At 31.7% G+C, this 21,754-nt stretch carries 27 protein-coding genes and 3 tRNA genes; 13 read left to right on the forward strand and 17 right to left on the reverse strand.

What is annotated here, in order from left to right; translation table 11 throughout:
* The first annotated feature begins 1 nt into the window (after position 1).
* Positions 2 to 2,302 carry a M20/M25/M40 family metallo-hydrolase gene (locus ACQYZ7_RS01580; RefSeq protein ID WP_430728059.1) on the forward strand — a complete coding sequence of 767 codons (2,301 nt, stop codon included), beginning with the start codon at positions 2 to 4 and terminating at the stop codon, positions 2,300 to 2,302.
* A gap of 55 nt (positions 2,303 to 2,357) precedes the next feature.
* Here the strand turns inward: ACQYZ7_RS01580 and pyk are convergent, their stop codons facing one another.
* From pyk to ACQYZ7_RS01605, 5 genes are all read right to left on the reverse strand, one after another.
* Complete coding sequence (gene pyk, locus ACQYZ7_RS01585) at positions 2,358 to 3,785, reverse strand: pyruvate kinase (RefSeq protein ID WP_430728060.1); 1,428 nt, start codon at positions 3,783 to 3,785, stop codon at positions 2,358 to 2,360.
* A gap of 4 nt (positions 3,786 to 3,789) precedes the next feature.
* A complete protein-coding gene (locus tag ACQYZ7_RS01590; RefSeq protein ID WP_115899424.1) occupies positions 3,790 to 4,260 on the reverse strand; it encodes an IPExxxVDY family protein in 471 nt (156 codons plus the stop codon).
* Between the two features lie 84 nt (positions 4,261 to 4,344).
* Positions 4,345 to 5,082 (reverse strand): ribonuclease III, encoded by a 738-nt coding sequence (rnc, locus tag ACQYZ7_RS01595; protein ID WP_115899425.1) that lies wholly within the window; start codon positions 5,080 to 5,082, stop codon positions 4,345 to 4,347.
* Between the two features lie 6 nt (positions 5,083 to 5,088).
* Positions 5,089 to 6,339: a beta-ketoacyl-ACP synthase II gene (gene fabF, locus ACQYZ7_RS01600; protein ID WP_430728061.1), complete on the reverse strand. Its 1,251-nt coding sequence runs from the start codon at positions 6,337 to 6,339 to the stop codon at positions 5,089 to 5,091.
* A 6-nt stretch (positions 6,340 to 6,345) separates the two neighbouring features.
* Positions 6,346 to 6,582: an acyl carrier protein gene (locus tag ACQYZ7_RS01605; protein WP_093871978.1), complete on the reverse strand. Its 237-nt coding sequence runs from the start codon at positions 6,580 to 6,582 to the stop codon at positions 6,346 to 6,348.
* Positions 6,583 to 6,762: 180 nt separating this feature from the next.
* On the opposite strand from ACQYZ7_RS01605, the gene ACQYZ7_RS01610 reads away from it, so the two are divergent.
* Together ACQYZ7_RS01610 and ACQYZ7_RS01615 are read left to right on the forward strand one after the other, a co-directional pair.
* Entirely contained in the window at positions 6,763 to 7,332 is a 570-nt protein-coding gene (locus tag ACQYZ7_RS01610) for a phosphoribosylglycinamide formyltransferase (RefSeq protein WP_430728062.1), read from the forward strand.
* Entirely contained in the window at positions 7,325 to 7,963 is a 639-nt protein-coding gene (locus ACQYZ7_RS01615; RefSeq protein WP_430728063.1) for a viroplasmin family protein, read from the forward strand. The genes ACQYZ7_RS01610 and ACQYZ7_RS01615 overlap by 8 nt, the downstream gene beginning before the upstream one ends.
* Positions 7,964 to 8,018: 55 nt before the next feature.
* Here ACQYZ7_RS01615 and ACQYZ7_RS01620 read toward each other — a convergent pair whose 3' ends face one another.
* Positions 8,019 to 8,366, reverse strand: coding sequence for a toxin-antitoxin system YwqK family antitoxin (locus tag ACQYZ7_RS01620; protein WP_430728064.1), 348 nt, complete (start codon positions 8,364 to 8,366; stop codon positions 8,019 to 8,021).
* Between the two features lie 173 nt (positions 8,367 to 8,539).
* Here ACQYZ7_RS01620 and ACQYZ7_RS01625 point away from each other — a divergent pair, with 173 nt between their 5' ends.
* From ACQYZ7_RS01625 to ACQYZ7_RS01635, 3 genes are all read left to right on the forward strand, one after another.
* Positions 8,540 to 8,740 (forward strand): dodecin family protein, encoded by a 201-nt coding sequence (locus ACQYZ7_RS01625; RefSeq protein ID WP_430728065.1) that lies wholly within the window; start codon positions 8,540 to 8,542, stop codon positions 8,738 to 8,740.
* 72 nt (positions 8,741 to 8,812) lie between these two features.
* Positions 8,813 to 9,166: a DUF1304 domain-containing protein gene (locus ACQYZ7_RS01630; RefSeq protein WP_430728066.1), complete on the forward strand. Its 354-nt coding sequence runs from the start codon at positions 8,813 to 8,815 to the stop codon at positions 9,164 to 9,166.
* 57 nt (positions 9,167 to 9,223) lie between these two features.
* Complete coding sequence (locus ACQYZ7_RS01635) at positions 9,224 to 10,030, forward strand: mechanosensitive ion channel family protein (RefSeq protein ID WP_430728067.1); 807 nt, start codon at positions 9,224 to 9,226, stop codon at positions 10,028 to 10,030.
* 50 nt (positions 10,031 to 10,080) lie between these two features.
* Here the strand turns inward: ACQYZ7_RS01635 and ACQYZ7_RS01640 are convergent, their stop codons facing one another.
* Positions 10,081 to 10,257 carry a hypothetical protein gene (locus tag ACQYZ7_RS01640; protein ID WP_430728068.1) on the reverse strand — a complete coding sequence of 59 codons (177 nt, stop codon included), beginning with the start codon at positions 10,255 to 10,257 and terminating at the stop codon, positions 10,081 to 10,083.
* A gap of 411 nt (positions 10,258 to 10,668) precedes the next feature.
* On the opposite strand from ACQYZ7_RS01640, the gene ACQYZ7_RS01645 reads away from it, so the two are divergent.
* Positions 10,669 to 11,352 carry a hypothetical protein gene (locus tag ACQYZ7_RS01645; RefSeq protein ID WP_430728069.1) on the forward strand — a complete coding sequence of 228 codons (684 nt, stop codon included), beginning with the start codon at positions 10,669 to 10,671 and terminating at the stop codon, positions 11,350 to 11,352.
* Here ACQYZ7_RS01645 and tsaB read toward each other — a convergent pair.
* The 10 genes from tsaB to cyoE form a co-directional block, all read right to left on the reverse strand.
* On the reverse strand, positions 11,347 to 12,024 hold the full coding sequence (tsaB, locus tag ACQYZ7_RS01650; RefSeq protein WP_430728070.1) for a tRNA (adenosine(37)-N6)-threonylcarbamoyltransferase complex dimerization subunit type 1 TsaB: 678 nt from the start codon (positions 12,022 to 12,024) through the stop codon (positions 11,347 to 11,349). The two genes, ACQYZ7_RS01645 and tsaB, sit on opposite strands and share 6 nt — an antisense overlap.
* A 102-nt stretch (positions 12,025 to 12,126) precedes the next feature.
* Positions 12,127 to 13,458 carry a TolC family protein gene (locus ACQYZ7_RS01655; RefSeq protein WP_430728071.1) on the reverse strand — a complete coding sequence of 444 codons (1,332 nt, stop codon included), beginning with the start codon at positions 13,456 to 13,458 and terminating at the stop codon, positions 12,127 to 12,129.
* A 196-nt stretch (positions 13,459 to 13,654) separates the two neighbouring features.
* The gene (locus ACQYZ7_RS01660; RefSeq protein WP_303505767.1) at positions 13,655 to 13,843 is read right to left on the reverse strand and encodes a hypothetical protein; all 189 of its coding nucleotides are present in this window, start codon (positions 13,841 to 13,843) and stop codon (positions 13,655 to 13,657) included.
* A 16-nt stretch (positions 13,844 to 13,859) separates the two neighbouring features.
* Positions 13,860 to 14,384 carry a DUF420 domain-containing protein gene (locus tag ACQYZ7_RS01665; protein ID WP_430728072.1) on the reverse strand — a complete coding sequence of 175 codons (525 nt, stop codon included), beginning with the start codon at positions 14,382 to 14,384 and terminating at the stop codon, positions 13,860 to 13,862.
* A 1-nt stretch (position 14,385) separates the two neighbouring features.
* Positions 14,386 to 15,033, reverse strand: coding sequence for an SCO family protein (locus ACQYZ7_RS01670; RefSeq protein ID WP_430728073.1), 648 nt, complete (start codon positions 15,031 to 15,033; stop codon positions 14,386 to 14,388).
* A gap of 11 nt (positions 15,034 to 15,044) precedes the next feature.
* Positions 15,045 to 15,692, reverse strand: a complete 648-nt coding sequence (locus tag ACQYZ7_RS01675) for a hypothetical protein (RefSeq protein WP_430728074.1) — start codon at positions 15,690 to 15,692, stop codon at positions 15,045 to 15,047.
* A gap of 64 nt (positions 15,693 to 15,756) precedes the next feature.
* Positions 15,757 to 16,095: a cytochrome C oxidase subunit IV family protein gene (locus tag ACQYZ7_RS01680; protein ID WP_115899439.1), complete on the reverse strand. Its 339-nt coding sequence runs from the start codon at positions 16,093 to 16,095 to the stop codon at positions 15,757 to 15,759.
* 18 nt (positions 16,096 to 16,113) lie between these two features.
* The gene (locus tag ACQYZ7_RS01685; protein WP_430728075.1) at positions 16,114 to 17,097 is read right to left on the reverse strand and encodes a cytochrome c oxidase subunit 3; all 984 of its coding nucleotides are present in this window, start codon (positions 17,095 to 17,097) and stop codon (positions 16,114 to 16,116) included.
* 56 nt (positions 17,098 to 17,153) lie between these two features.
* A complete protein-coding gene (locus ACQYZ7_RS01690) occupies positions 17,154 to 17,738 on the reverse strand; it encodes a cytochrome c oxidase subunit 3 (RefSeq protein ID WP_430728076.1) in 585 nt (194 codons plus the stop codon).
* Positions 17,738 to 18,640, reverse strand: a complete 903-nt coding sequence (gene cyoE / locus ACQYZ7_RS01695) for a heme o synthase (protein ID WP_430728863.1) — start codon at positions 18,638 to 18,640, stop codon at positions 17,738 to 17,740. The genes ACQYZ7_RS01690 and cyoE overlap by 1 nt, the downstream gene beginning before the upstream one ends.
* Before the next feature lie 172 nt (positions 18,641 to 18,812).
* Between cyoE and ACQYZ7_RS01700 the strand changes: the two genes are divergently transcribed.
* The 6 genes from ACQYZ7_RS01700 to arsS all read left to right on the forward strand — a co-directional run bounded on the left by ACQYZ7_RS01700 (position 18,813) and on the right by arsS (position 21,611).
* A tRNA-Gly gene (locus ACQYZ7_RS01700) sits at positions 18,813 to 18,884 on the forward strand.
* 22 nt (positions 18,885 to 18,906) lie between these two features.
* Positions 18,907 to 18,995, forward strand: a tRNA-Leu gene (locus ACQYZ7_RS01705).
* A gap of 60 nt (positions 18,996 to 19,055) precedes the next feature.
* Positions 19,056 to 19,141 (forward strand) — tRNA-Leu (locus tag ACQYZ7_RS01710).
* Positions 19,142 to 19,249: 108 nt separating this feature from the next.
* Positions 19,250 to 19,957: a DUF547 domain-containing protein gene (locus ACQYZ7_RS01715; RefSeq protein ID WP_430728077.1), complete on the forward strand. Its 708-nt coding sequence runs from the start codon at positions 19,250 to 19,252 to the stop codon at positions 19,955 to 19,957.
* 142 nt (positions 19,958 to 20,099) lie between these two features.
* On the forward strand, positions 20,100 to 20,435 hold the full coding sequence (locus tag ACQYZ7_RS01720; protein ID WP_099215110.1) for an arsenosugar biosynthesis-associated peroxidase-like protein: 336 nt from the start codon (positions 20,100 to 20,102) through the stop codon (positions 20,433 to 20,435).
* 120 nt (positions 20,436 to 20,555) lie between these two features.
* Positions 20,556 to 21,611 (forward strand): arsenosugar biosynthesis radical SAM (seleno)protein ArsS, encoded by a 1,056-nt coding sequence (gene arsS, locus ACQYZ7_RS01725; protein WP_430728078.1) that lies wholly within the window; start codon positions 20,556 to 20,558, stop codon positions 21,609 to 21,611.
* The last annotated feature ends 143 nt before the right edge of the window (positions 21,612 to 21,754 follow it).

The following is a 21,754-nucleotide window of genomic DNA, read 5'->3' on the forward strand; positions in this document are numbered from 1 at the left end:
TATGAAATCATCAAGAAATTACCTTGCAGTTATCATCATTATTTTAACTGTTTATTGGAGCTTTAATGACATAATACCAAGCGCTACATCTGCTAAAAAAGAAATTAGCCCTACAGAATTTTCGATTGATAATGCACTATACCATCTGAAAAATATTTCTAAAAAGGCACATCATACTGGATCAGAAGAACACAAAAAAGTACAAGATTATCTAGTACAAGAGTTGAAAAAATTGAATTTAGAACCTGAAATTCAATATCAAACTGCTGTTAATAAAAAATGGAGAGCAGCAACTACTACAGAAAATATCATTGCTAGAATTAAAGGAACCGAAAAAGGAAAAGCTTTATTGCTTTTAACACACTACGACTCTAATCCGCATTCATCATTAGGTGCAAGTGATGCTGGCTCTGGTGTTGTAACTATTTTAGAAGGTATAAGAGCTTACTTATCAGCAAATAAAACTCCTAAAAACGATATTATCATTCTCTTTTCTGACGCTGAAGAGTTAGGGCTTTTAGGAGCACAAGCTTTTGTTGAAAATCATCCATGGGCACAAGATGTTGGGTTGGTGCTAAATTTTGAAGCTCGTGGTAGCGGTGGTTCTAGTTATATGTTAATGGAAACAAATGGTAAAAACAAAACATTGTTAACTGAATTTTTAAATGCAAACCCAAATTACCCTGCTGCCAACTCTTTAATGTACGGTGTATATAAAAAGCTTCCTAATGATACCGATTTAACTGTTTTTAGAGAAAAAGGAAATATTAACGGATTTAATTTTGCCTTTATTGATGATCATTTTGATTATCACACTGAACAAGATTCATACGAAAGGTTAAATAGAGAAACACTGTTACATCAGGCCGATTACTTTACAACTTCATTAAACTATTTTGCAAATGCTGATTTAACCAACCTGAATAGCGATACTGACTATATATATGTAAATTTCCCTTTTATAAAGCTTTTAACCTATCCGTTTTCTTGGGTGTTACCAATGCTTATCATTGCCTTTTTGTTATTTATAGTGCTGGTTGCAGTAGGCATATATAAGAAGAAGATGACAGTAATGGGTGTATTAAAAGGTTTTATTCCTTACATACTGTCTTTAGTGTTATGCATAGGTATTTCCTACGGATTATGGCAATTATTATTGATTATCCATCCACAATATACCGACATGCTTCATGGTTTTACATACAATGGATATCAATATATTATTGCTTTTGTTCTTTTAAATCTTTGGATTATTTTCAAAGTATACAATAAATTAAAAGAAGCTAAAACCATAGATTTACTAGTCGCTCCTATAATTTTTGGATTGGTTATAAATGTTATAATTTACATGAATTTACCAGGAGCTGGCTTCTTTATTATTCCCGTTTTTGCTTCTTTATTGCTTTTAGCAATCTTACTGTTTATGAATATAAATAAGGCATCTAGAGCTACACTTTTTGCAATTATATCTATTCCTACAATTTATATGATTGCTCCTATGATTCAGTTATTTCCTGTAGCGCTAGGTTTAAAAACATTATTTATTTCAGCCATACTTTTAGTGTTTCTTTTCGGGTTGATGCTTCCTGTTTTTTATCAGGAAAAAACTAAAAATGGATGGCAAACATTAACTGGTTTTCTGGCGTTATTATTCTTTGGGTATGCTACATTTAATAGCGGTTTTTCAATTGAAAAGAAAAAGCCTAACAGCTTAGTTTTTATTCAAAACTCTGACACTAACACTTCATATTGGGCAAGTCATAATAAAACCTTAGATGGATATACCAAACAATATTTTAACGATGAATCTAAACAAGGTGGTGCTGATTTAATTTCAGGAAAAAGTAAATACAACACTTCTTTTAACTATTACCAAAAAACAGAAAATAAAGATATCCGTATTTCTAACATCAAAATTAATCAAGATACAATTATTAATAACCAGCGAAGTATTTCGTTAACAATCACTCCTACTCGTAACATTGACAAATACGAGTTATACACCAACACTCAAATAGAATTAACTAATTTTACTGTTAACGGAACTTTGTACGATAAAGGAAAGGCTTTTGTTGCTGATAAAGGAACCTTGTTAATTTATCAAATGGCAAATACTGATAAAGACTTGACTATTTCTTTTACTATTGATAAAAATACCAAGCCTGATATTGTAATTAATGAGATATCAAACGATTTATTATCTCACCCTAAGTTTACTATACGACCTAGAAGTGAAATAATGATGCCGATGCCTTTTGTGGTTAATGATGCTATTATTTGTACACGAAAGCTTGAATTATAAAACCAAAAAGCTCAACTTTTAAAGTTGAGCTTTTTCTATATTTTATTGTCTTTATTTAGTCAATATGAGAAACACGTAACGTGTTTACCATACCTTTTGCTTTTACAGGCATTGATGATAAGTTTATCATAAAATCTCCTGTTTTTACATAGCCTTTTTCTTTAGCTATTTCGTTAATATCTTCAATCGTATCATCGGTACTTAATTCTCTATCGTAAAAATAAGCCCTAACACCCCATAAAAGATTTAACTTTCCTAAGATTCTCTTTTCTGATGAAAATGCTAATACGTGTGATTTTGGTCTCCAAGCAGAAATTTGAAAAGCTGTATATCCACTATTAGTTAAAGTTGATATTGCTGCTGCATCAATATCATCAGCCATCAATGCTGCATGATGACATACTGATTTAGTTATAAATCTTTTAGTACGAATGTGAGGTGGCTCTTGCGGAACTTCTATTAAATCTGAAAATTCTACGCTTCCAATAATTTCAGTCATTTTTTGAATAACTCTTATTGGGTGTTTTCCTACTGAAGTTTCTCCTGAAAGCATTACAGCATCTGCTCCATCCATAATAGAATTTGCTACATCATTTACCTCTGCTCTTGTTGGCACAGAGTTTTCAATCATGGTTTCCATCATCTGAGTAGCTATAATTACCGGAATCCTTGCTTGCTTAGCTCTACGAACTAACATTTTTTGTATCAAAGGTACATCTTGCATTGGTACTTCAACCCCTAAGTCACCACGAGCTACCATTAATCCGTCACAATATGGAATTAAGGCATCTATGTTTTCAACAGCTTCTGGTTTTTCTATTTTTGCTATTACAGGAACTCTATAACGTGATTTCTGTTTAATTATATCACGTAAAATACGTAAGTCTTCTGGCGTTCTTACAAACGAAAGTGCAATCCAGTCTACTTCTTGCTCTAATGCAAAAACTACATCTTTTTTATCTTTTTCTGTTAAAGCTGGTAATGAAATTTTAGTATTTGGAAGGTTAACTCCTTTTTTCGATTTTAACGCTCCTCCAACTATTACTTTAGTAACAACTTCACTTTCTTTATCTGTTGCTGTTACTTCAAACATCAACTTACCATCATCAACTAAAATCTTCTCTCCTACCTTTACATCTTTAGGAAAACGCTGATAGGTCATAAAAGCTTTCTCTTGTGTTCCTTCACATTTTTCTGTAGTAAAAATAAAGGTGTCTCCTGCTTTTAATTCTACTCCATTTTGCATTACACCAACTCTAAGCTTTGGTCCCTGTAAATCTGCTAATATTGCTACGTTATAGCCTCTTTCATCATTTATCTCTCGTATTTGACGTACACGTTCTTTTACTACTTCATAATCGGCATGTGAAAAATTAATTCTAAAAACATTTACACCAGCTGCTGCCATATTAGCCAAAATTTCTTTTGTGTTTGTTGCTGGACCTAATGTTGCTACAATTTTTGTTTTCTTGTTGTGTGGCATATAATTAAAAAATTAAAAAATCTTTCGATTTTAATGAGTTTACCTCTATTTGATAAGAGGTTATAATTTGAGGAATTTGTTTAATTACTTCTATAATTTTTAGAATTGAGTCATAATCAAAATCTCCTTCTAGTTTTAAAAAAAAATCAACCTTTTTCTTTTCTGGTATCAAACGCGTAATTGAATCACTTTGATTAAAAAGACTTATTGATTCTGATTCAAGAATTGACTTATATACATTTGCAATTAAAAACCAATCTTGACATAGTTTTGCATTGGTATATTCATATACTGTATAAGATGATTGACTACCTTTTTTAATAAAGTCTAAGTCATAATTTGCCCTATTAAACTTAATTTGTAAATATTGGTTCAATAAATATGCTAATTTATACTCACCTAAAGTAGTATGAATACCTATCAATGTATAATCATCGTTAGAAAATTCATTTATATTCACCTCATAAATTGGCATAAAAACAATTATTTGTTTTTGCTAAATTAATGAATGTATAGAAAATACTATGTAAAATTTACGAAAACGTTTTTTGTTTACGTGTTAAGAATTTAGCATTTGCTTTTGCATAGCAAAATATACTCTTTTTGCTGCAATTTCCTCTGCTTTTTTCTTAGACGTTGCTCTACCCTTAGCTATGATGTTACCATCTATACTAACCCGAACACTGAAGTGTTTCTTACTTTGGTTACCTGAATCTTCGTATGATTCAAATTTATACTTTTTCTTTTGCTTTTGACACCACTCTATAACAAAACCTTTATAACTAGATATTTTTCCTTCCAATCGTTCAATATCTACGTAAGGCATTATTACTTGTTCATAAATAAACTGATGACAATAATTGTATCCTCTATCTAAATATATTGCACCTACTAGAGCTTCAAAAATATTTCCATGAATGTTATTACTAACATGTTCTTTGGAAATGTTACTTTTTATAAACCTAATTAGCTCAAGGTCTTTACCTAAACTATTTAAGTGCTCTCTACTTACAATCTTAGAACGCATTTGCGTTAAATACCCTTCATCTCCTTCAGGTACTTTTTTAAACAGGTAAGAAGCTATAACTGTACCTAAAATGGCATCTCCTAAAAACTCTAAACGTTCGTAGTTAACAGGGTGTCCTTTACTATCTACTAATTTTAAAGATCTGTGCGTAAATGCTTTTTTATAATACGATAACTTAATTGGTTTAAAATTAAGCAGTTCTTTTAATTCGTAGTAGAAGTTTTCGTCCTCTTTATTTTGGGGTTTAACAATTCTACGAAGGAAGTTCATAAAAGATTAATCTAGTTTTCTAAAGGCTACACAAGCATTATGACCACCAAAACCAAATGTATTACTCATTGCAACTTTAATCTCTCTTTTTTGAGCTTTGTTTAACGTTAAGTTTAACTCTGGGTTGATGTTTTCATCAACGTTAGTATGATTAATTGTTGGGGGAACAACACCGTGCTCCATTGCTAATAACGAAGCAATTGCTTCAATAGCACCAGCAGCACCTAACAAATGTCCTGTCATAGACTTTGTTGAGTTGATATTAATGTTCTTAGCATGATCTCCAAAGACCTCAGAGATTGCTTTTAATTCTGCAACATCTCCTAGGGGGGTTGAAGTACCGTGAGTGTTGATATGGTCTACGTCTTCTGGTTTTATTCCAGCATTTTCAAGACAGTTTTTCATTACTGCAATAACACCTATTCCTTCAGGATGTGGTGCTGTCATATGGTAAGCATCAGAAGACATTCCTCCACCTATAACTTCTGCATAAATTTTAGCTCCACGAGCTTTGGCATGTTCGTACTCTTCTAAGACTATTGCACCTGCTCCTTCTCCTAAAACAAACCCATCACGCTCAGCATCAAAAGGTCTTGAGGCTGTTTCTGGACTTTCATTTCTAGTAGATAAGGCATGCATAGCATTAAAACCACCCATACCTGCAATCGTAACAGCAGCTTCACTACCACCAGTTACAACTACATCACAATGACCTAGTCGAATATAATTTAAAGCATCAATCATAGCATTAGCCGATGATGCACAAGCAGATACCGTTGTATAATTTGGCCCCATAAATCCATTCTTAATAGAAATATTTCCAGGCGCAATATCTGCAATCATTTTTGGGATAAAGAACGGATTGAAACGAGGAGAACCATCTCCTTCAGCATAATTTAACATCTCATTTTGAAATGTTTCTAACCCTCCAATACCTGCTCCCCAAATAACGCCAACTCTTAATTTGTTGACTTCGTCTAGATTTAAATTAGCATCAGCAATTGCTTCATCAGAAGCAACCATAGCATACTGTGTAAATCTATCCATTTTACGCGCCTCTTTTCTATTAATAAAATCGGTCGCGTTGAAATCCTTAAGCTCACATGCGAAACGAGTTTTGAACTTGGCAGCATCAAAATACGTTATAGGTGCTGCTCCGCTAACTCCGTTAACCAAGCTATTCCAATACTCTTCTTTATTGTTTCCTATTGGCGTTAATGCGCCAAGTCCAGTTACTACAACTCGTTTTAATTGCATATAATCTTATTTTTTTGCGTCTTCAATATAGCTAACCGCTTGACCAACAGTACCAATATTTTCTGCTTGATCATCTGGAATTTGAATATCAAATTCTTTTTCGAATTCCATGATTAACTCAACCGTATCTAAAGAATCTGCTCCTAAATCGTTTGTGAAGCTTGCTTCGTTAGTTACTTCGTTATCGTCTACTCCTAATTTGTCTACGATAATTGCTTTTACTCTTGATGCAATGTCTGACATAATTTGTTTGTTTTAAAATTTAAAATCGAGGCAAAAATACAAATCTTAGTTATTAATTCTAACTTTTGCTCAAAAATGTGATGTCTAAAATAAAAAAAATACCTGAATATTTTGCTACAAACACCACCATTGTTAATAATTATTCTTTTTTTTGTAGTAACAAAACAACTAAATTTTAACATGAAACGCATCGTTATTTTTGCTTCTGGTTCTGGTTCTAATGCCGAAAACATCATTAAATACTTTAATTCAACTAAAACTGCGATTGTTACTCATGTGCTTTCTAACAACCAGCGTGCCAAAGTTTTTGACCGTTGTGAAAGGTTAAATATTGACGCTTCTTTATTTGACAAAGAAAGCTTTACAAAAGATGATACCGTATTAAATTTTTTACAAGCAGAAGCAGATATTATAGTATTAGCGGGGTTTTTATGGCGTATTCCTTCTAAAATCGTAGAAGCTTTTCCTAATAAAATAATCAATATACACCCTGCATTATTACCTAAATATGGAGGGAAAGGAATGTACGGAATGAACGTACATAATGCTGTAAAAGAAAATAATGAAACTGAAACAGGTGTCACCATTCATTATGTAAATGAAAATTATGATGAGGGAGCTATTATTTCTCAAGTTAAAACCTCTATTTCTTCTGAAGATACTCCTGAGACCATAGCTCAAAAAGTTCACGAGTTAGAATATGAACATTTCCCAAAGGTTATTGAAGAGATAATTTTACAGAATGGGTAAGAAAAAAAAGTACTATGTAGTCTGGAAAGGCAAAAAAACAGGTGTTTTTTCGTCTTGGGATGCTTGTAAAAAGCAAATTGACGGATTTACTGGTGCACAATACAAAGCTTTTGCTGATAAAAAAGAAGCCGAATTAGCGTTAAAGAAAAGCTATAACGAGTATAAAGGAAAAGACACTAAAAAAACAACGCTTTCTCTGGAGGAAAAAGCCAAATATGGTTCTCCTATTTTAGAAAGTATATCTGTTGATGCTGCTTGTGCAGGAAACCCTGGTTTGATGGAATACAGAGGTGTTTTAACTCATAATAAGAAAGAAATATTTAAAATGGGACCATTTAAGAACGGCACTAATAATATTGGTGAGTTCTTAGCTCTTGTGCATGGAATTGCTTTGTTAAAAAGTAAAAACATGGATTCTCTCCCAATTTATTCGGACTCTAAAATAGCTATGAGTTGGGTTAGAAAGAAACAATGTAGAACCAATATTACATTTGATAGTTCTAATAAAGAAATTTTAGACTTAATTAAACGTGCTGAAACCTGGTTACAACAAAACTCATTTAAAAACCCATTGTTAAAGTGGGAAACTAAAGCTTGGGGCGAAATTCCTGCTGATTTTGGTAGAAAATAAAAAACCGAGTATATAAAATACTCGGTCTAATTCTCTTATTCTGCAAAATATTGACTTATTTCACTGCCATTTTGGTCTCTTCCTTCCAAGTTTGTACGCTTGCTATGGCATTATCTTTAAAATCGATTTCTTTCAATCCATCTTCTTTCCACATAAACCATTTACCTACTTTTTTTCCTGCTTCATAATGACCAATAGCCACTTTATTTCCTTTCTTATCAAAAGAAGTCCAAGTACCTGTTAACTTTTTATCTTTGAAAAAACCTTGCTCTTTAATAGCTCCATCCTCATAAAAATAAGTGGCTTTTACTAAATTACCCTCAACTTCATATTTTGGTTCTATGTCCTGAGCTTGTAAAAATGCTACAGATAACATACAAGCTACTATTATTAATTTTTTCATAATCTAAATCTTTTAAAGTTAATACCTGTTAACACAAATATACAAAAAATTTACATATTTGAAACATTTACGTAACGTTAAATTAACATTGAAGGTTTTTAATAATTACTCATCTCTTAAAAAAAGTTTTTAAAAGCTTATATTTACATGTATTAATCTTTAAAAAAATTATTATGGCAGTAATGAAAGTTATTGAAATTTTAGCAAATTCTGAGAAAAACTGGGAAGATGCCACTAGAAAAGCCATTAAACAAGCTTCTAAATCAGTAAAAGGAATTAAATCCGCTTTTGTACAATCACAAAGTGTAGTTGTAAATGATGATGAAGTAACCGAATTTAGAGTAAACCTAAAAGTAACTTTTGAAGTAAAATAACCTTAATACATACTAACTACTACATGCGGTTTTGATAACTATCTAAACCGCATATTTTATCTTTATCTTATTATGAACATTACACAATATATTCTTTTATCAATAGTTGCTTTCATCCACTTATACATTCTAATATTAGAAATGCTATTATGGACCACCCCAAAAGGAATAAAAACTTTTGGTTTAAAATCCAAGGTTTTTGCAGAAGAAACAAAAGTATTAGCCGCCAACCAAGGTCTATATAATGGTTTCCTTGCTGCTGGCTTAATTTGGTCTATTTTATCACAAAAAATTGATGTCGCTATTTTTTTTATGATTTGTGTTTTTATTGCTGGTGCTTATGGTTCTTTTTCTACAAAAAAACCTCGTATTTTTGCCATTCAATCTATACCTGCTTTATTAGGGCTAGCCAGTCTTATGCTATAAAAAGCCAACTACTACTTACTAAAATCATTTATTAACAACTAAAATTTACCATAAGAAATGGAAAAGTATTTAGAAAAATTTCAAGATTTAATAATCACCTACGCTCCAAAAGCGATTATGGCTATTATTATTTACATCGTAGGTTCTTATATTATTAGCCTTCTACTTAGAGCTACCAAAAAAATAATGGTTAAAAGAGAAGTAGATGTTACACTACAAAAATTCCTAGTTAATTTACTACATTGGACATTAAAAATTCTTTTAATAATCACAGTAATAGCAAAACTAGGGGTTGAAACTACCTCATTTGCTGCTATCTTAGCCTCAGCTGGTTTAGCTGTTGGTTTAGCTTTACAAGGTTCTTTGGGTAATTTTGCTGGAGGTGTTTTAATTATGCTTTTTAAACCTTTTAAAATTGGTGATTTGATAGAGGCTCAAGGAGAAATAGGTATTGTAAAAGAAATAGAAATTTTCACTACTAAACTTACAGGCTTATCTAATAAAGAAATAATTATACCTAATGGTTCTTTATCTAACGGGAATATTGTTAATTACTCTACAGAAGGTACTCGTAGAGTAGATTTAACTTTTGGTGTTTCTTACGATGCAGATATTAAACAAACTAAAGAACTATTAATGGGTGTTATTACTTCACACCCTAAAGTATTGAAAGATCCTGCTCCTACTGTAAATGTATCTGAATTGGCAGATAGTTCTGTGAATTTTGCTGTTAGACCTTGGTCTAAAACAGAAGATTACTGGTCTGTTTACTTCGACATAACTGAAAGCACTAAAATTGCCTTAGACAACGCTGGAATTGAAATTCCTTACCCACACTCTGTTGAAATTCACAAAGAGGCTTAACGTTTTTTTTCAGGCGTAACTACAAAATCTTTTAGATAAATCACTCTGCACTAAAAACGCATAAGTTTATTATACGGGGCTAAAAGCCCCTTTTTGTGTTCTAATATAAAATTAGAATTGTCTGAATTTGCACTCCTATGGCTCTCTAAATATTCGTTAACCATTTCATCTGTTATATTACCTGTACTCCTAACTCCATGATCAACTCCCCAAAAATGTTTTCTCAAGTTAAAATCACTTAACTTTGGAAATTTTTATTGAAACTTATTAGGGCTTCTCCCCTTGAGTTATTTTACTAAATAGCTTATACTTGTAAGCATATTCTATATGCATATGATCAGAACTAACTACTCCTTTTAATATCTGGTAGCGATATTTTGTAACTCTAACTAAATTGTGGGTTAACCTACTAACTGTATCAGAACCTTTACATGTACATTCTTCCATACCAAAAGATAGTAATTTTTAAAATAACTAAGAACACTGCTATTAAACTATAAGAGGTTTTAACCCTAAGTTGAGATATAAAAAAGTTAAGAGAATATTAACTAATCAATTCAAAACTTCTACTAAGTCAAGTTTTATATCCGAAGTTCAATTAGAAAAAAAAGTTGTATATTTCCAATAAATAAATTATTATGAATTTCAAAAAAAAAATATTATTTCTTTTTTCTTACCTAATTACAGTTGCCGTATTAAAAGCTCAAGAGAATGATTTTGCTCAATACAATGATGGCTCGTACACACTCTCTACTTTTTCTAAAACAAGCAAAAGTATAAAAGGATCTCCTTTTATTCAAGATCAACATACCCCACTTAAAATATCTAGTTTCAAAAATGATTTACTAGTAGGTAAATATAATGCTCATCAAGATTATTTTGAAATAAAATTAAACAACGAAATAAAATCATTTATACCTGACAAATATTCTTTAGGTAAGGATGTCTTTTTAAAGAGTAATAAAGTATACAGAGCCTTTTATTATGATGACAATAATATTGGTTTCTTCGTTATTACTTTTAACAGTAAAAAAGCAACATTATTAACAAAGGAACAAATTTCTTTTAAAAAAGCTCAAAAACCTACAACTGGCTATGATAAATATAAACCAGCAGCTTTTCACAAAGAAAAAGATGTTTTTTACATTCATTTTAAAAACTCTAATAATTTAGCAATTAAACTGCCTACCAATAAGAAAAAGTTTATAAATCTATTTGGTAAGAACTCTCAAAATATTAAAAAGTTCATAAAATCTAAAAAGATAAATATTCGTAAAAAAGAAAACATAAAGAAGGTTCTTATCTTTTATAGCAACTTATAGTTTTCTTTTTTCGAGTGTAACTACAAAATCTTTTAGATAAAAAGGTTCAAAATAAGCGACATCTTCGATGTCGTTTTTTTTGTATTTATCAAAACTTAACTTTACCATTTCTTTTGCTGAAGGAAACTCTCCGTCAATAAAAGTTGCATTTTCGTGCGTAATAACTTCTTTACATTTTTCTGCTCCATCACCTAAAAAATATACTTTTCCTATTGACAAATACTCTTGAAAAGAATTTTTATCTATAATTTCAGCTTTTATATCTCTTATTTGTTCGCGTTTAGAATTATATACAGCTGCATATACTTCCATACGGCGAGCATCTAACATCGGAATAATTACTCCCTCCTCTATAGAAACTTTATAAGCCAAAGATTGTAATGTTTCTATAGATATTAAAGGTTTATCAAATGCAAAACACAATCCTTTTGCAGCCGAAACTCCAATACGTAATCCTGTGTAAGAACCTGGACCTTTACTTACTGCAACAGCATCAATATCACTAAAGGAAAGTTTTGTTTCTTGCATTACCTGCTGAATAAATGGATGTAACTTTTCGGCATGTGAATAGTTGCCATCATTTAATTCTTGCATTGCTAAGAGTTCTCCTTTTTTTGCTACGCTAACCGAACAGTTTTTAGTTGCTGTTTCTATATGTAAGATTGTTGCCAAATCTGAAATTATTTTTGGCAAAGATACATTATAAAGAAAAACCTCATTAGTAAAATTCTAACAAGGCTCTTCCAACAATAAATATATCTTTCTTAGTTTTAGTTAGTCAACGATTGACTCTCCATAGTAAAATTTCAATACTTTCGTTTTAAATACATAATCGTATTTAGCTCTAATCATTGCTCCTTCTGCATTTACCAATCGATTACGTACTTGATCGAAATCAAATTGAGTCATTGATCCATAGTCATAGCTAACTTGAGCATTTTTAAAGGCTTCCTTTTGGGCTTCTAATGATACTTGTGCTGCTTCATAAGTTTTAGCTGCAGCTTTTGCATCTAAAAAAGCGCTTTCTATTTCTTGTTGTAGTTGTAATTTTTGATTTTCAAGAGCAAGTTGAGAAACTTCTTTATTTATAACAGATTTTTTAACTCTGTTTTTTGTTTGAAAACGGTTAAAGATTGGAATGTTAAGTGACAAACCCAAGTTATATCTAATTCTATCTTTTGTTTGTTTAAAAAAATAGTCATTTGTTTGACCCGGGAACAAGTTATTGAACTGATGAAAGTAAGAACTACTAGCTCCTATTGAATAAGATAAGTTAGGGAGATAAGCTCCTTTTTCTAATTTTATATTTAAATCAGCATTACTTACATCCAATTTTGCTCTTTCTATATCTGGCCAAGCAGATAAAGCTTTTTCATATACTACGTTAGAATTTTCATATAGCAATGCTGCCGAAGGAGTTCCCACTTCAATATCAGCTACATCAAAGTCTTCTGATGAAATCTGTAATAGTTGGCTTAATCTTAATAATGCTATGCTTAATGTATTTTCTTGCACTACAACATTTTGAACATCACTTGCAGCTGTTGACTCAACATTTAATAAATCTCCTTTTGGAATTACTCCACCTTCAAACTGAGCTCTTGCTCTTTCTATTTGTTTTTTACTAATCTCTGCTTGAACTGTTGCAACCGATAAGTTTTCTTTTGCAAACAACACATTTAAGTATTCATTCACTACATTTAAAGAAATATCATTTTCGATTTTAGCTAAGTCCAGCTCACTTCCTTTTACACTTAATTGTGCCTGCTTTTTTTGATTTAAGTTTCTAAATCCATTAAAAATAGTCCCTCTACTTGATAGTCCAAATGAAGAATTGAAATTCTGAGTATTCTTTAAAACCCCAGTTTGGTCTGGTGATAAACCAGAACTAAAACCAGCGCTAGATGAAGCGTTTAAATCAGGCAAAAAGTTTCCTTTAGATATTTCAACATCTTTTTCAGCCAATTGAACGTTTAAGCGATTTTGCTTAACTGTTATATTATTTTTTAAGGCGTAATCTACACACTCTTTAAGTGTCCATTGTTTTTGTGAAAAAACAGCTATAGAAGTAAAAATAGCTGCAAATAATGCAATTTTAGTTTTCAAAAGATCAATATTTTTTATTTAAACTCAGTTAGTTTATATTTCTAAAAGTAGAAATATATTGCTTTTCTGTTAATTATAGAAAAACTAGCAAACAATTTTACACTCTAACGTATAAAAACGATAAATTATTTTTACTGCGTCTATATGACGATTAAAACTGAGAAATGTTACAAAAAATATTCCTGATTTAAGAATACTAGTTTTTTGCTTTCTTTTTATGGCGATAAATAAAGTAAAATAATAGCCCTACTAATATGTACGGAAACACCATTAAATAAGTAATTCCATTATTTACTCCTTCAGCAATAGTTTCATTACCACCTTCAATCACTGCCTTACACATTGCACATTGTGCAGAAGCATCAATCGAAAATGCAACAAACATTAAAAGTATAATCTTTTTAAACATAATAAGGTGATATCATTAAATAAACAACTACTCCTGTAACCGCTACATATAACCATAACGGAAATGTAATTTTTGCAATTTTTTTATGTTCAGGAAAATTACCTAAACGAGCTCTCATAAATGTAATTAGCACAAACGGTATAATTACTATTGATAACAATATATGAGTTATTAAAATGAAAAAATACACATATTTAATCATTCCCTCTCCTCCAAACTTAGTAGAGTCCGAAGTCATATGATATGCTACATACATCACTAAGAATAATGCAGAGCAAATTATAGCCGTCGTATTTAGCTGCTCATGCAGCTTTCTTTCTCCCTTTTTAATAGCTACTACCGACGCCACCAGTAATACTGCTGTAAAACCATTTATACTCGCATAAATAGGTGGTAAAAAAGATAACGGTTCTACGTTAGGTATTTTTACACCAAATAAAGCGGCCACTGCAATAGGTATTACAATAGAAACTATAGTAATAAACTTTTTATATTTTTTTTCTTCTGCTGTACTCATGTTATTCTTTAAGTAATAACTTAATATCTTCTTTTAACTCACTAATTTGGTTTCCAAAATTATGCTCATCTAAAGCACGGTAATACATAACTGGATTCCCGTGTTCATCATAACGTGAACGAATATACCCGTCTTTATCTACTAATGCAAATAACCCAGAATGTTCAAATCCTCCATGGCTTGCTTCTCCTTTTCCAGCATACAACTTGAAACCTTCATTTGATAAATCATATACAACATCCTCTGGCTTTCCTGTTAGTAAATGCCAGTTTTTATGATTTATTCCATTATTCTTAGCATATTCTTTTAATTGGTGTGGGGTATCAATTTCTGGAGTGATTGAAAATGATGCTATACCGAAGTTAGGATTCCCCATAAATTCATTTTGAATTTCTACCATTTGTGCATTCATTAAAGGACAGATAGTTGGACAAGTAGCAAAAAAGAACTCAACCACATATACTTTTCCTTCATAGTCCTCATTAGTAATTGTTTCACCGTCTTGATTGATAAACTCAAAATCCGGTACTTTATTAAACTTATGTAAATTGGCTGTTTGGAAGTGTGCTACAATTTTAGGAATTGCATAAATACCAAAAAGTAATACTATTAATGAAATACCTATGTATGAATAGTTTTGTTTTTTCATGTGAGTCCTTCTTAAATTTCTCTATCTGCGTTATTCTTTTTTAATGCTAAACGATATTCTGCTAACACCACCTTAACATCATCTTTCATCTTGTTGTTAAGTTCTGCTACAGATTTCATATTGTAACCAAACAACTTACCTTCTGCACTATCCTCATCATCTGTTCTTCCTCTTAAACCTCCATCTTTATCAATTATAAAAGCTTTTGATGAGTGTAATTCTCTATCCAACGATTGATTTGTTTTAAAACTATCATACAATACTTCAATTTCTGCATCATTAGCAAAAATAAAGTTCCATTTTATCATGTTTGTGAAAGCCCCTATTTCTTTTTGAAGTTTTTCTACATCTTCTTTAGATTTTTCTGAAGCAATAACAATTAACTGGAAGTCTTTAAAACCATAAAATGGTTTGTATATCTTTTCATTCAGATTGAACAATTCTCCTTTAGCTTCTTCTATATTACTTCCTAAAAAGGTAACTATTGATATTCTTTTATCAAACTGATGCTTTTTACTAATTGAAGAAATATCAATTACATTTTCTGTAAGCACAGGTAACTTAGCAAAGTTATTGATTCCTAATGATAAAAATATATAAAACAATAACGGCACAATAAATAGCGTAAACAATACTATGTTTCTTTTTGTTTTATCCATTTTATTATAAATTTTAAGTATAAAAAAAGGTGGTTAACACCACCTTTTATTTTGTTTTATATGATTACCATTTTACTAATGGTGCTAGTGTATCGTATAAGTAACCACCTTCTATTAATACTAACGTTACTAAATAGCATATTAAGAAAACAGCTGTCCAAACAATTGCTCTTCTAAGCCATGGTTTTTCACCTTCTAAGTGCATAAAAGCCCAAGCAATGTAATATGCCTTTACAATTGTTAAGATAATGAATATCCAGTTTAACCAACTAGTACCCCATCCATGTAAGTGTAACCCTGCTGGTTTTACAATACCTAAAGCTACCTCTACTGTTGTTACTATTGTTAAGATTGCTAAAACAATCCAAATTCTTTTTGTATTTGATTCGTGTGCGTGACCCATTTTACTATTACTTTTTGATTATACTAAGTAGAAGAAGGTAAATACAAATACCCAAACTAAATCTACAAAGTGCCAATATAAACCTACTTTTTCAACCATCTCATAATGCCCTCTACGTTCATACGTACCTAACACTACATTAAAAAAGATAATGATATTAAGAACTATACCTGAAAATACGTGGAAACCGTGGAAACCTGTAATAAAGAAAAAGAAATCGGCAAAAATTGGGTTACCATACTCATTTACATGTAAGTTGGCTCCTTCTACTACCATTTGAGCTTTTCCTAAATGAGCTAAACTCTCTTCTCTAGATAAGATTATTTTTTGTTTGGTTTCAGGATTAACTTTTTCAATTCTAATTAATAAAGATGGATCTGCTTTAAAAGCTTCCTGTACCTGAGCTACTGAATACTGAGAAATTGTTGCTTCTTTTTCAAACCACAATCCATTTTCTCTTTGATGTTGAACTCTTTCATCTTTTCTATCGGCATGAACAAAGTCTGCTAACGCAATTTGATGACCGTCTTTTACAAATTGTAAAATATGATTATCTGTAGTCTTAACAGCTCCGTAAGAACCGTTAATAAAGTTTTTCCATTCCCAAGCTTGTGACCCAACGAAAATAATACCAAAAACGATAGTAGCAAACATATACCAAGCTACTTTTTTCTTTTGCATTTTATGACCCGCATCTACCGCTAACACCATAGTTACCGATGACACAATCAGAATAAACGTCATTAATGCTACGTAGTACATTGGTGCGTGTACACCATGTAATCCTGGAAAGTGTGTAAATACTTCATCAGCAATAGGCCAAGAATCAATAAACTTAAAACGTGTTAAACCATACGCTGCTAAAAAGCCCGAAAAAGTTAATGCATCTGATACGATGAAAAACCACATCATCATTTTACCATAACTAGCTCCAAATGGTTTTACACCACCTCCGCCCCAGGTTTCTTTGTTGTCAGAATTTACAGCAATATTTGCTCCCATAAATCTCTTATTGTTAATTTTTGTTAAATCAGTGCGCCAAAATTACGCATTTTTCATCATCTAATAAAATAGAAAAAGAAAAATAGATAAATCCACAGTACATCAACGAAATGCCAAAAGATTGCACCGAGTTCAAACCCAAGCATATCGGTTGAAGAATACTTCTTTTTAAAATGATTATAAATAACAACTAAAAGCACTATTACACCTGCTAACAAGTGTAAAACATGCATAAATGTTATTCCTATAATAAACGATGTAGACACCGTACTCTCAGGCCCTGTAAAATAAAGCCCTACAGCCTTTAATTCATTAAACCCTACATATTGATACCATACAAAACCTAAACCAAGTACTAATGTAACTAACAACAAAGTAAATGAAGCTTGTATGTTTTCCTTTTTTAATAGCTTTTGAGAAAAAAACAACGTAATACTACTTAACACTATTAGTACTGTACTAATATAAAACGCTTGTGGTAAGTCGAACGTTACCCAGTCTTCACGATTCATACTAACTACATAAGCACTTGTTAATCCTGCAAAAAACATCACCATACTAATCATGGAAATCCACAACATTGGTTTTGCTGATTTACGCTTGGCTACTTTTAATTCTTCTTGTAACGTTTGTTCACTCATTAGTGTAAAAATTTATCTACCACATATATTATGGGTACTATTGTAATATAAAAAACACTGGCAAGCATTAATTTACGTGCATCAGTATTTTTTTGTGTTTTATACAGTTGTATGCCGTAGTACAACATCAACACTCCTAACAGGAGTATAATTACAGCTGTTATTGGATATATATAGAAATTACCTGTTACTTTTAACACCGGTGCTATCGACATTAAAATCATAATACAGGTATAAAATATAATTTGTACTACCGCTCCCTTGTCTTTTTTATCCATTGGAAGCATGTGTAAACCTGCCTTATTATACTCTTCAAACTGCAACCATCCTATTGCCCAAAAATGTGGAAACTGCCAAAAAAACTGAATCATAAACAAAAATCCTGCTTCTATACCAAATTTACCTGTTGCAGCAACCCAACCTAACATAAAAGGAATGGCTCCTGGAATGGCTCCTACAAATACCGCTAAAGGGGTAACAGCCTTTAAAGGTGTGTAAGCACTCGTATATAAAAAGATAGAAATTGCACCAAACAAGGCACATTTAGGATTTATAGCATACAAAATGGCTATACCAGCAATCGTAAAAATAGTTGCAATGATTAATGCTGTAGTTGTAGACATTCTTCCTGAAGGTAACGGACGGTTTTTAGTGCGCTGCATTACGGCATCAATATCCTTTTCTATTACTTGATTAAAAGCATTAGATGCCCCAACCATTAAATACCCTCCTAAAGCTAATAAAACTATTGTAGTGTAGTTAATCGATTCTGCTCCTAATAAATATCCAGTGATAGATGTAAAGACCACACTAATTGACAACCCAACTTTCGTTAACTGTTTAAAGTCTTTAACTATTGATTTTACGGAAGTTTTAGTATGTACAGATGAAACAGAATCCACTTCTAATTTTAAAAATTTCTGCAAAGATATTCCATTCTTATTGAACCACCATATATTTTTTTTGGAATTAAAATTGAAAAAAAATGAAAACTGTTTTGTAATTAAAAAAATGGTGTTATATTTGCACCCGCATTCGCAGTAATGCACGTTCATTAAAATAATTTTTGACTACGCGAAAGTAGCTCAGGGGTAGAGCATCACCTTGCCAAGGTGAGGGTCGCGGGTTCAAATCCCGTCTTTCGCTCAATCCTTTTTAAAGAGAATATGCTGAAGTGGTGGAATTGGTAGACACGTTGGACTTAAAATCCAATGAGCCGTAATGCTCGTGCGGGTTCAAGTCCCGCCTTCAGTACCAAGAAACCTCACTTGTATGAGTGAGGTTTCATTTTAACAGTAGTCAAAAAAAAGCGTATACGCTGAAGTGGTGGAATTGGTAGACACGTTGGACTTAAAATCCAATGGGCCGTAATGCCCGTGCGGGTTCAAGTCCCGCCTTCAGTACAAAAGCCTTAACATTTATTTGTTAAGGCTTTTTTTGTATCTAAATTTTTCGAAACATTCTTTGTAATGTATCTTTCAAACGCACGTCTAAACTTCAAAATCGAAATCATGCGAAAGATATTTTTACTTTTTAGTCTTACTTTTTTCTTACATACCTCTGCACAAACTAGTGTTTTTGATACACTTTTAAAAAAACATGTAGACTCCAATGGAAATGTAAATTATAAAGATTTTAAAGCAGACGAAGCACAACTTCAAACCTATTTAAATTATTTAGCAGTAACAAAACCTCAAAAATCTTGGTCAACTGCTAAAATCAAAGCTTTTTGGACAAATACATACAATGCCTATACTATTAAATTAATTTTAGATAACTACCCTTTAAAAAGCATTATGAACATTAAAAAGAAAGGTAAAGATGCATGGAGCATTCCTTTTGCTAAGGTTGGCGGAAAAACCTATACCTTAAATCAAATAGAACACGAAATACTACGTAAAAAATACAATGACCCTAAAATTCATGTAGCAGTAAATTGTGCTTCAGGCTCTTGCCCAAAATTAGCTAACTATGCTTTTACAGAAGGAAATTATGAAGCAAAAACTAAAATATTGATGAAGAACTTTATTAATGATGCCTCAAGAAATAAAATTTCAGAAAACAGATTACAACTATCTAAAATATTCGAATGGTTTCAAGGAGATTTTACGAAAAAAGGAGATTTAATCGACTTCCTGAATCAATATTCAGATGTAAAAATCAATAAAAAAGCTACCATTGGCTATTTAGAATATAACTGGTCTTTAAATGGAAGGTAGTATCTCTACAATTTGGTATTTTTACTTTTTATTGGCACCGCTAAAGGGTAAAACACACCAGAGGCTTATATCGAAATTAAAGTCAGTATCAATAAATGCCTCGTGTGCTTGCTCCGAGGTAGTTTACTAAAAATAAAAAAACATGTCTAAAACATATTACGACCCTGCCGACTTACGTAAGTTTGGTAAAATAACAGAATGGAGTGAAGAACTTGGAAACAAGTTTTTTGATTATTACGGAAAAGTCTTTGAAGAAGGAGCTTTAACTGCACGTGAAAAAAGTTTAATCGCCTTAGCTGTTGCACATACTGAACAATGCCCTTATTGTATTGATGCGTATACTAAAGACGGATTACAACGCGGAATTACCAAAGACGAAATGATGGAAGCAATCCATGTGGGTGCTGCTATTAAAAGCGGAGCAACCTTAGTACACGGAGTTCAAATGATGAACAAAGTCAATAAATTAGAAATGTAAGCAGACTCTTAATTTTGCTTCTAGCAAAATTTTAGAGGTCGCTTATCCTGAGCGAAGTCGAAGGATATCAAATACTAAAAATGATGAGAAGCTGAACTTATTTCAGCTTTATTAGGAAGGATGATGAAAAAATCTTTAAAATCTAGAAACAACGATTTAGCAAACACGCAACGCCAGCTTGAAATTTTATCAAACGGAATTTTTGCTGACGGTGAATTGCCTACGTTTGCAAAAAAAATAAAAGAAACCAATCAGTTTCCATTACGCCCTAAAAAATTAGAAATTCTTCAAATTAATTTAGGATACATGTGCAATCAAGTTTGTGCACATTGTCATGTAGATGCAGGTCCCGATCGAAAGGAAATCATGACCAAAGAAACTATGGTGCAGTGCTTGGAAGTTATTAAAAAAACGGGAGCACACACGTTAGATTTAACTGGTGGAGCACCAGAAATGAATCCGAATTTTCGATGGTTTGTTGAAGAAGCATCCAAAGCAGGGATTAAAGATTTTATTGTCCGTTCGAACTTAACCATCATTTTAGCCAATAAAAAGTACCACGATTTACCAAAATTTTTCAAAAAACACAATGTACATGTGGTGTCGTCAATGCCACATTGGACACGTGGAAAAACCGATAAACAACGTGGTGATGGAGTTTTCGATAAATCAATAGAAGCTTTAAAAATGTTAAATGCTGTGGGTTATGGAATTGAAGGGACAAGCTTACAATTAGATTTAGTCTATAACCCGTCAGGAGCATTTTTACCAGGAGATCAAACAGGGCTCGAAAGAGATTTTAAGAAAGCACTACAAGAAGATTTCGATATTACATTCAATAATCTTTTTGCCATTACCAATTTACCCATCAGCCGATTTTTAGATTATTTAATTGCTTCTGAAAATTATGAAGACTATATGTATGCTTTAGTTGAAGCCTACAATCCGATGGCAGTAGAAAATGTAATGTGCACCAATACACTATCGGTAAGTTGGGACGGATATTTATACGATTGTGATTTCAATCAAATGCTGAACCTAAAAGTAGCCAGTAAGTCGCAACATATTTCTGAATATAACGAAGCATTGTTACAAAACAGGAATATAATTATCAATCAACACTGTTATGGTTGTACTGCTGGTGCAGGAAGTAGCTGTCAAGGAACAGTAGCATAGTTCAATGAATTAATGAAACAATGTAGTAATGTAGTAATGTCACATCGAGTGGTTTTTCTGATATTTTGGAAGAAAAATTGTATCGAGATGTAATCACTTTAATCCTCTATAGATTTTATCAAACACCATTGAATATCTTTAAA

Source organism: Tenacibaculum sp. SDUM215027 (assembly GCF_050566205.1).
In the GTDB taxonomy this organism is placed as follows: Bacteria; Bacteroidota; Bacteroidia; order Flavobacteriales; family Flavobacteriaceae; genus Polaribacter.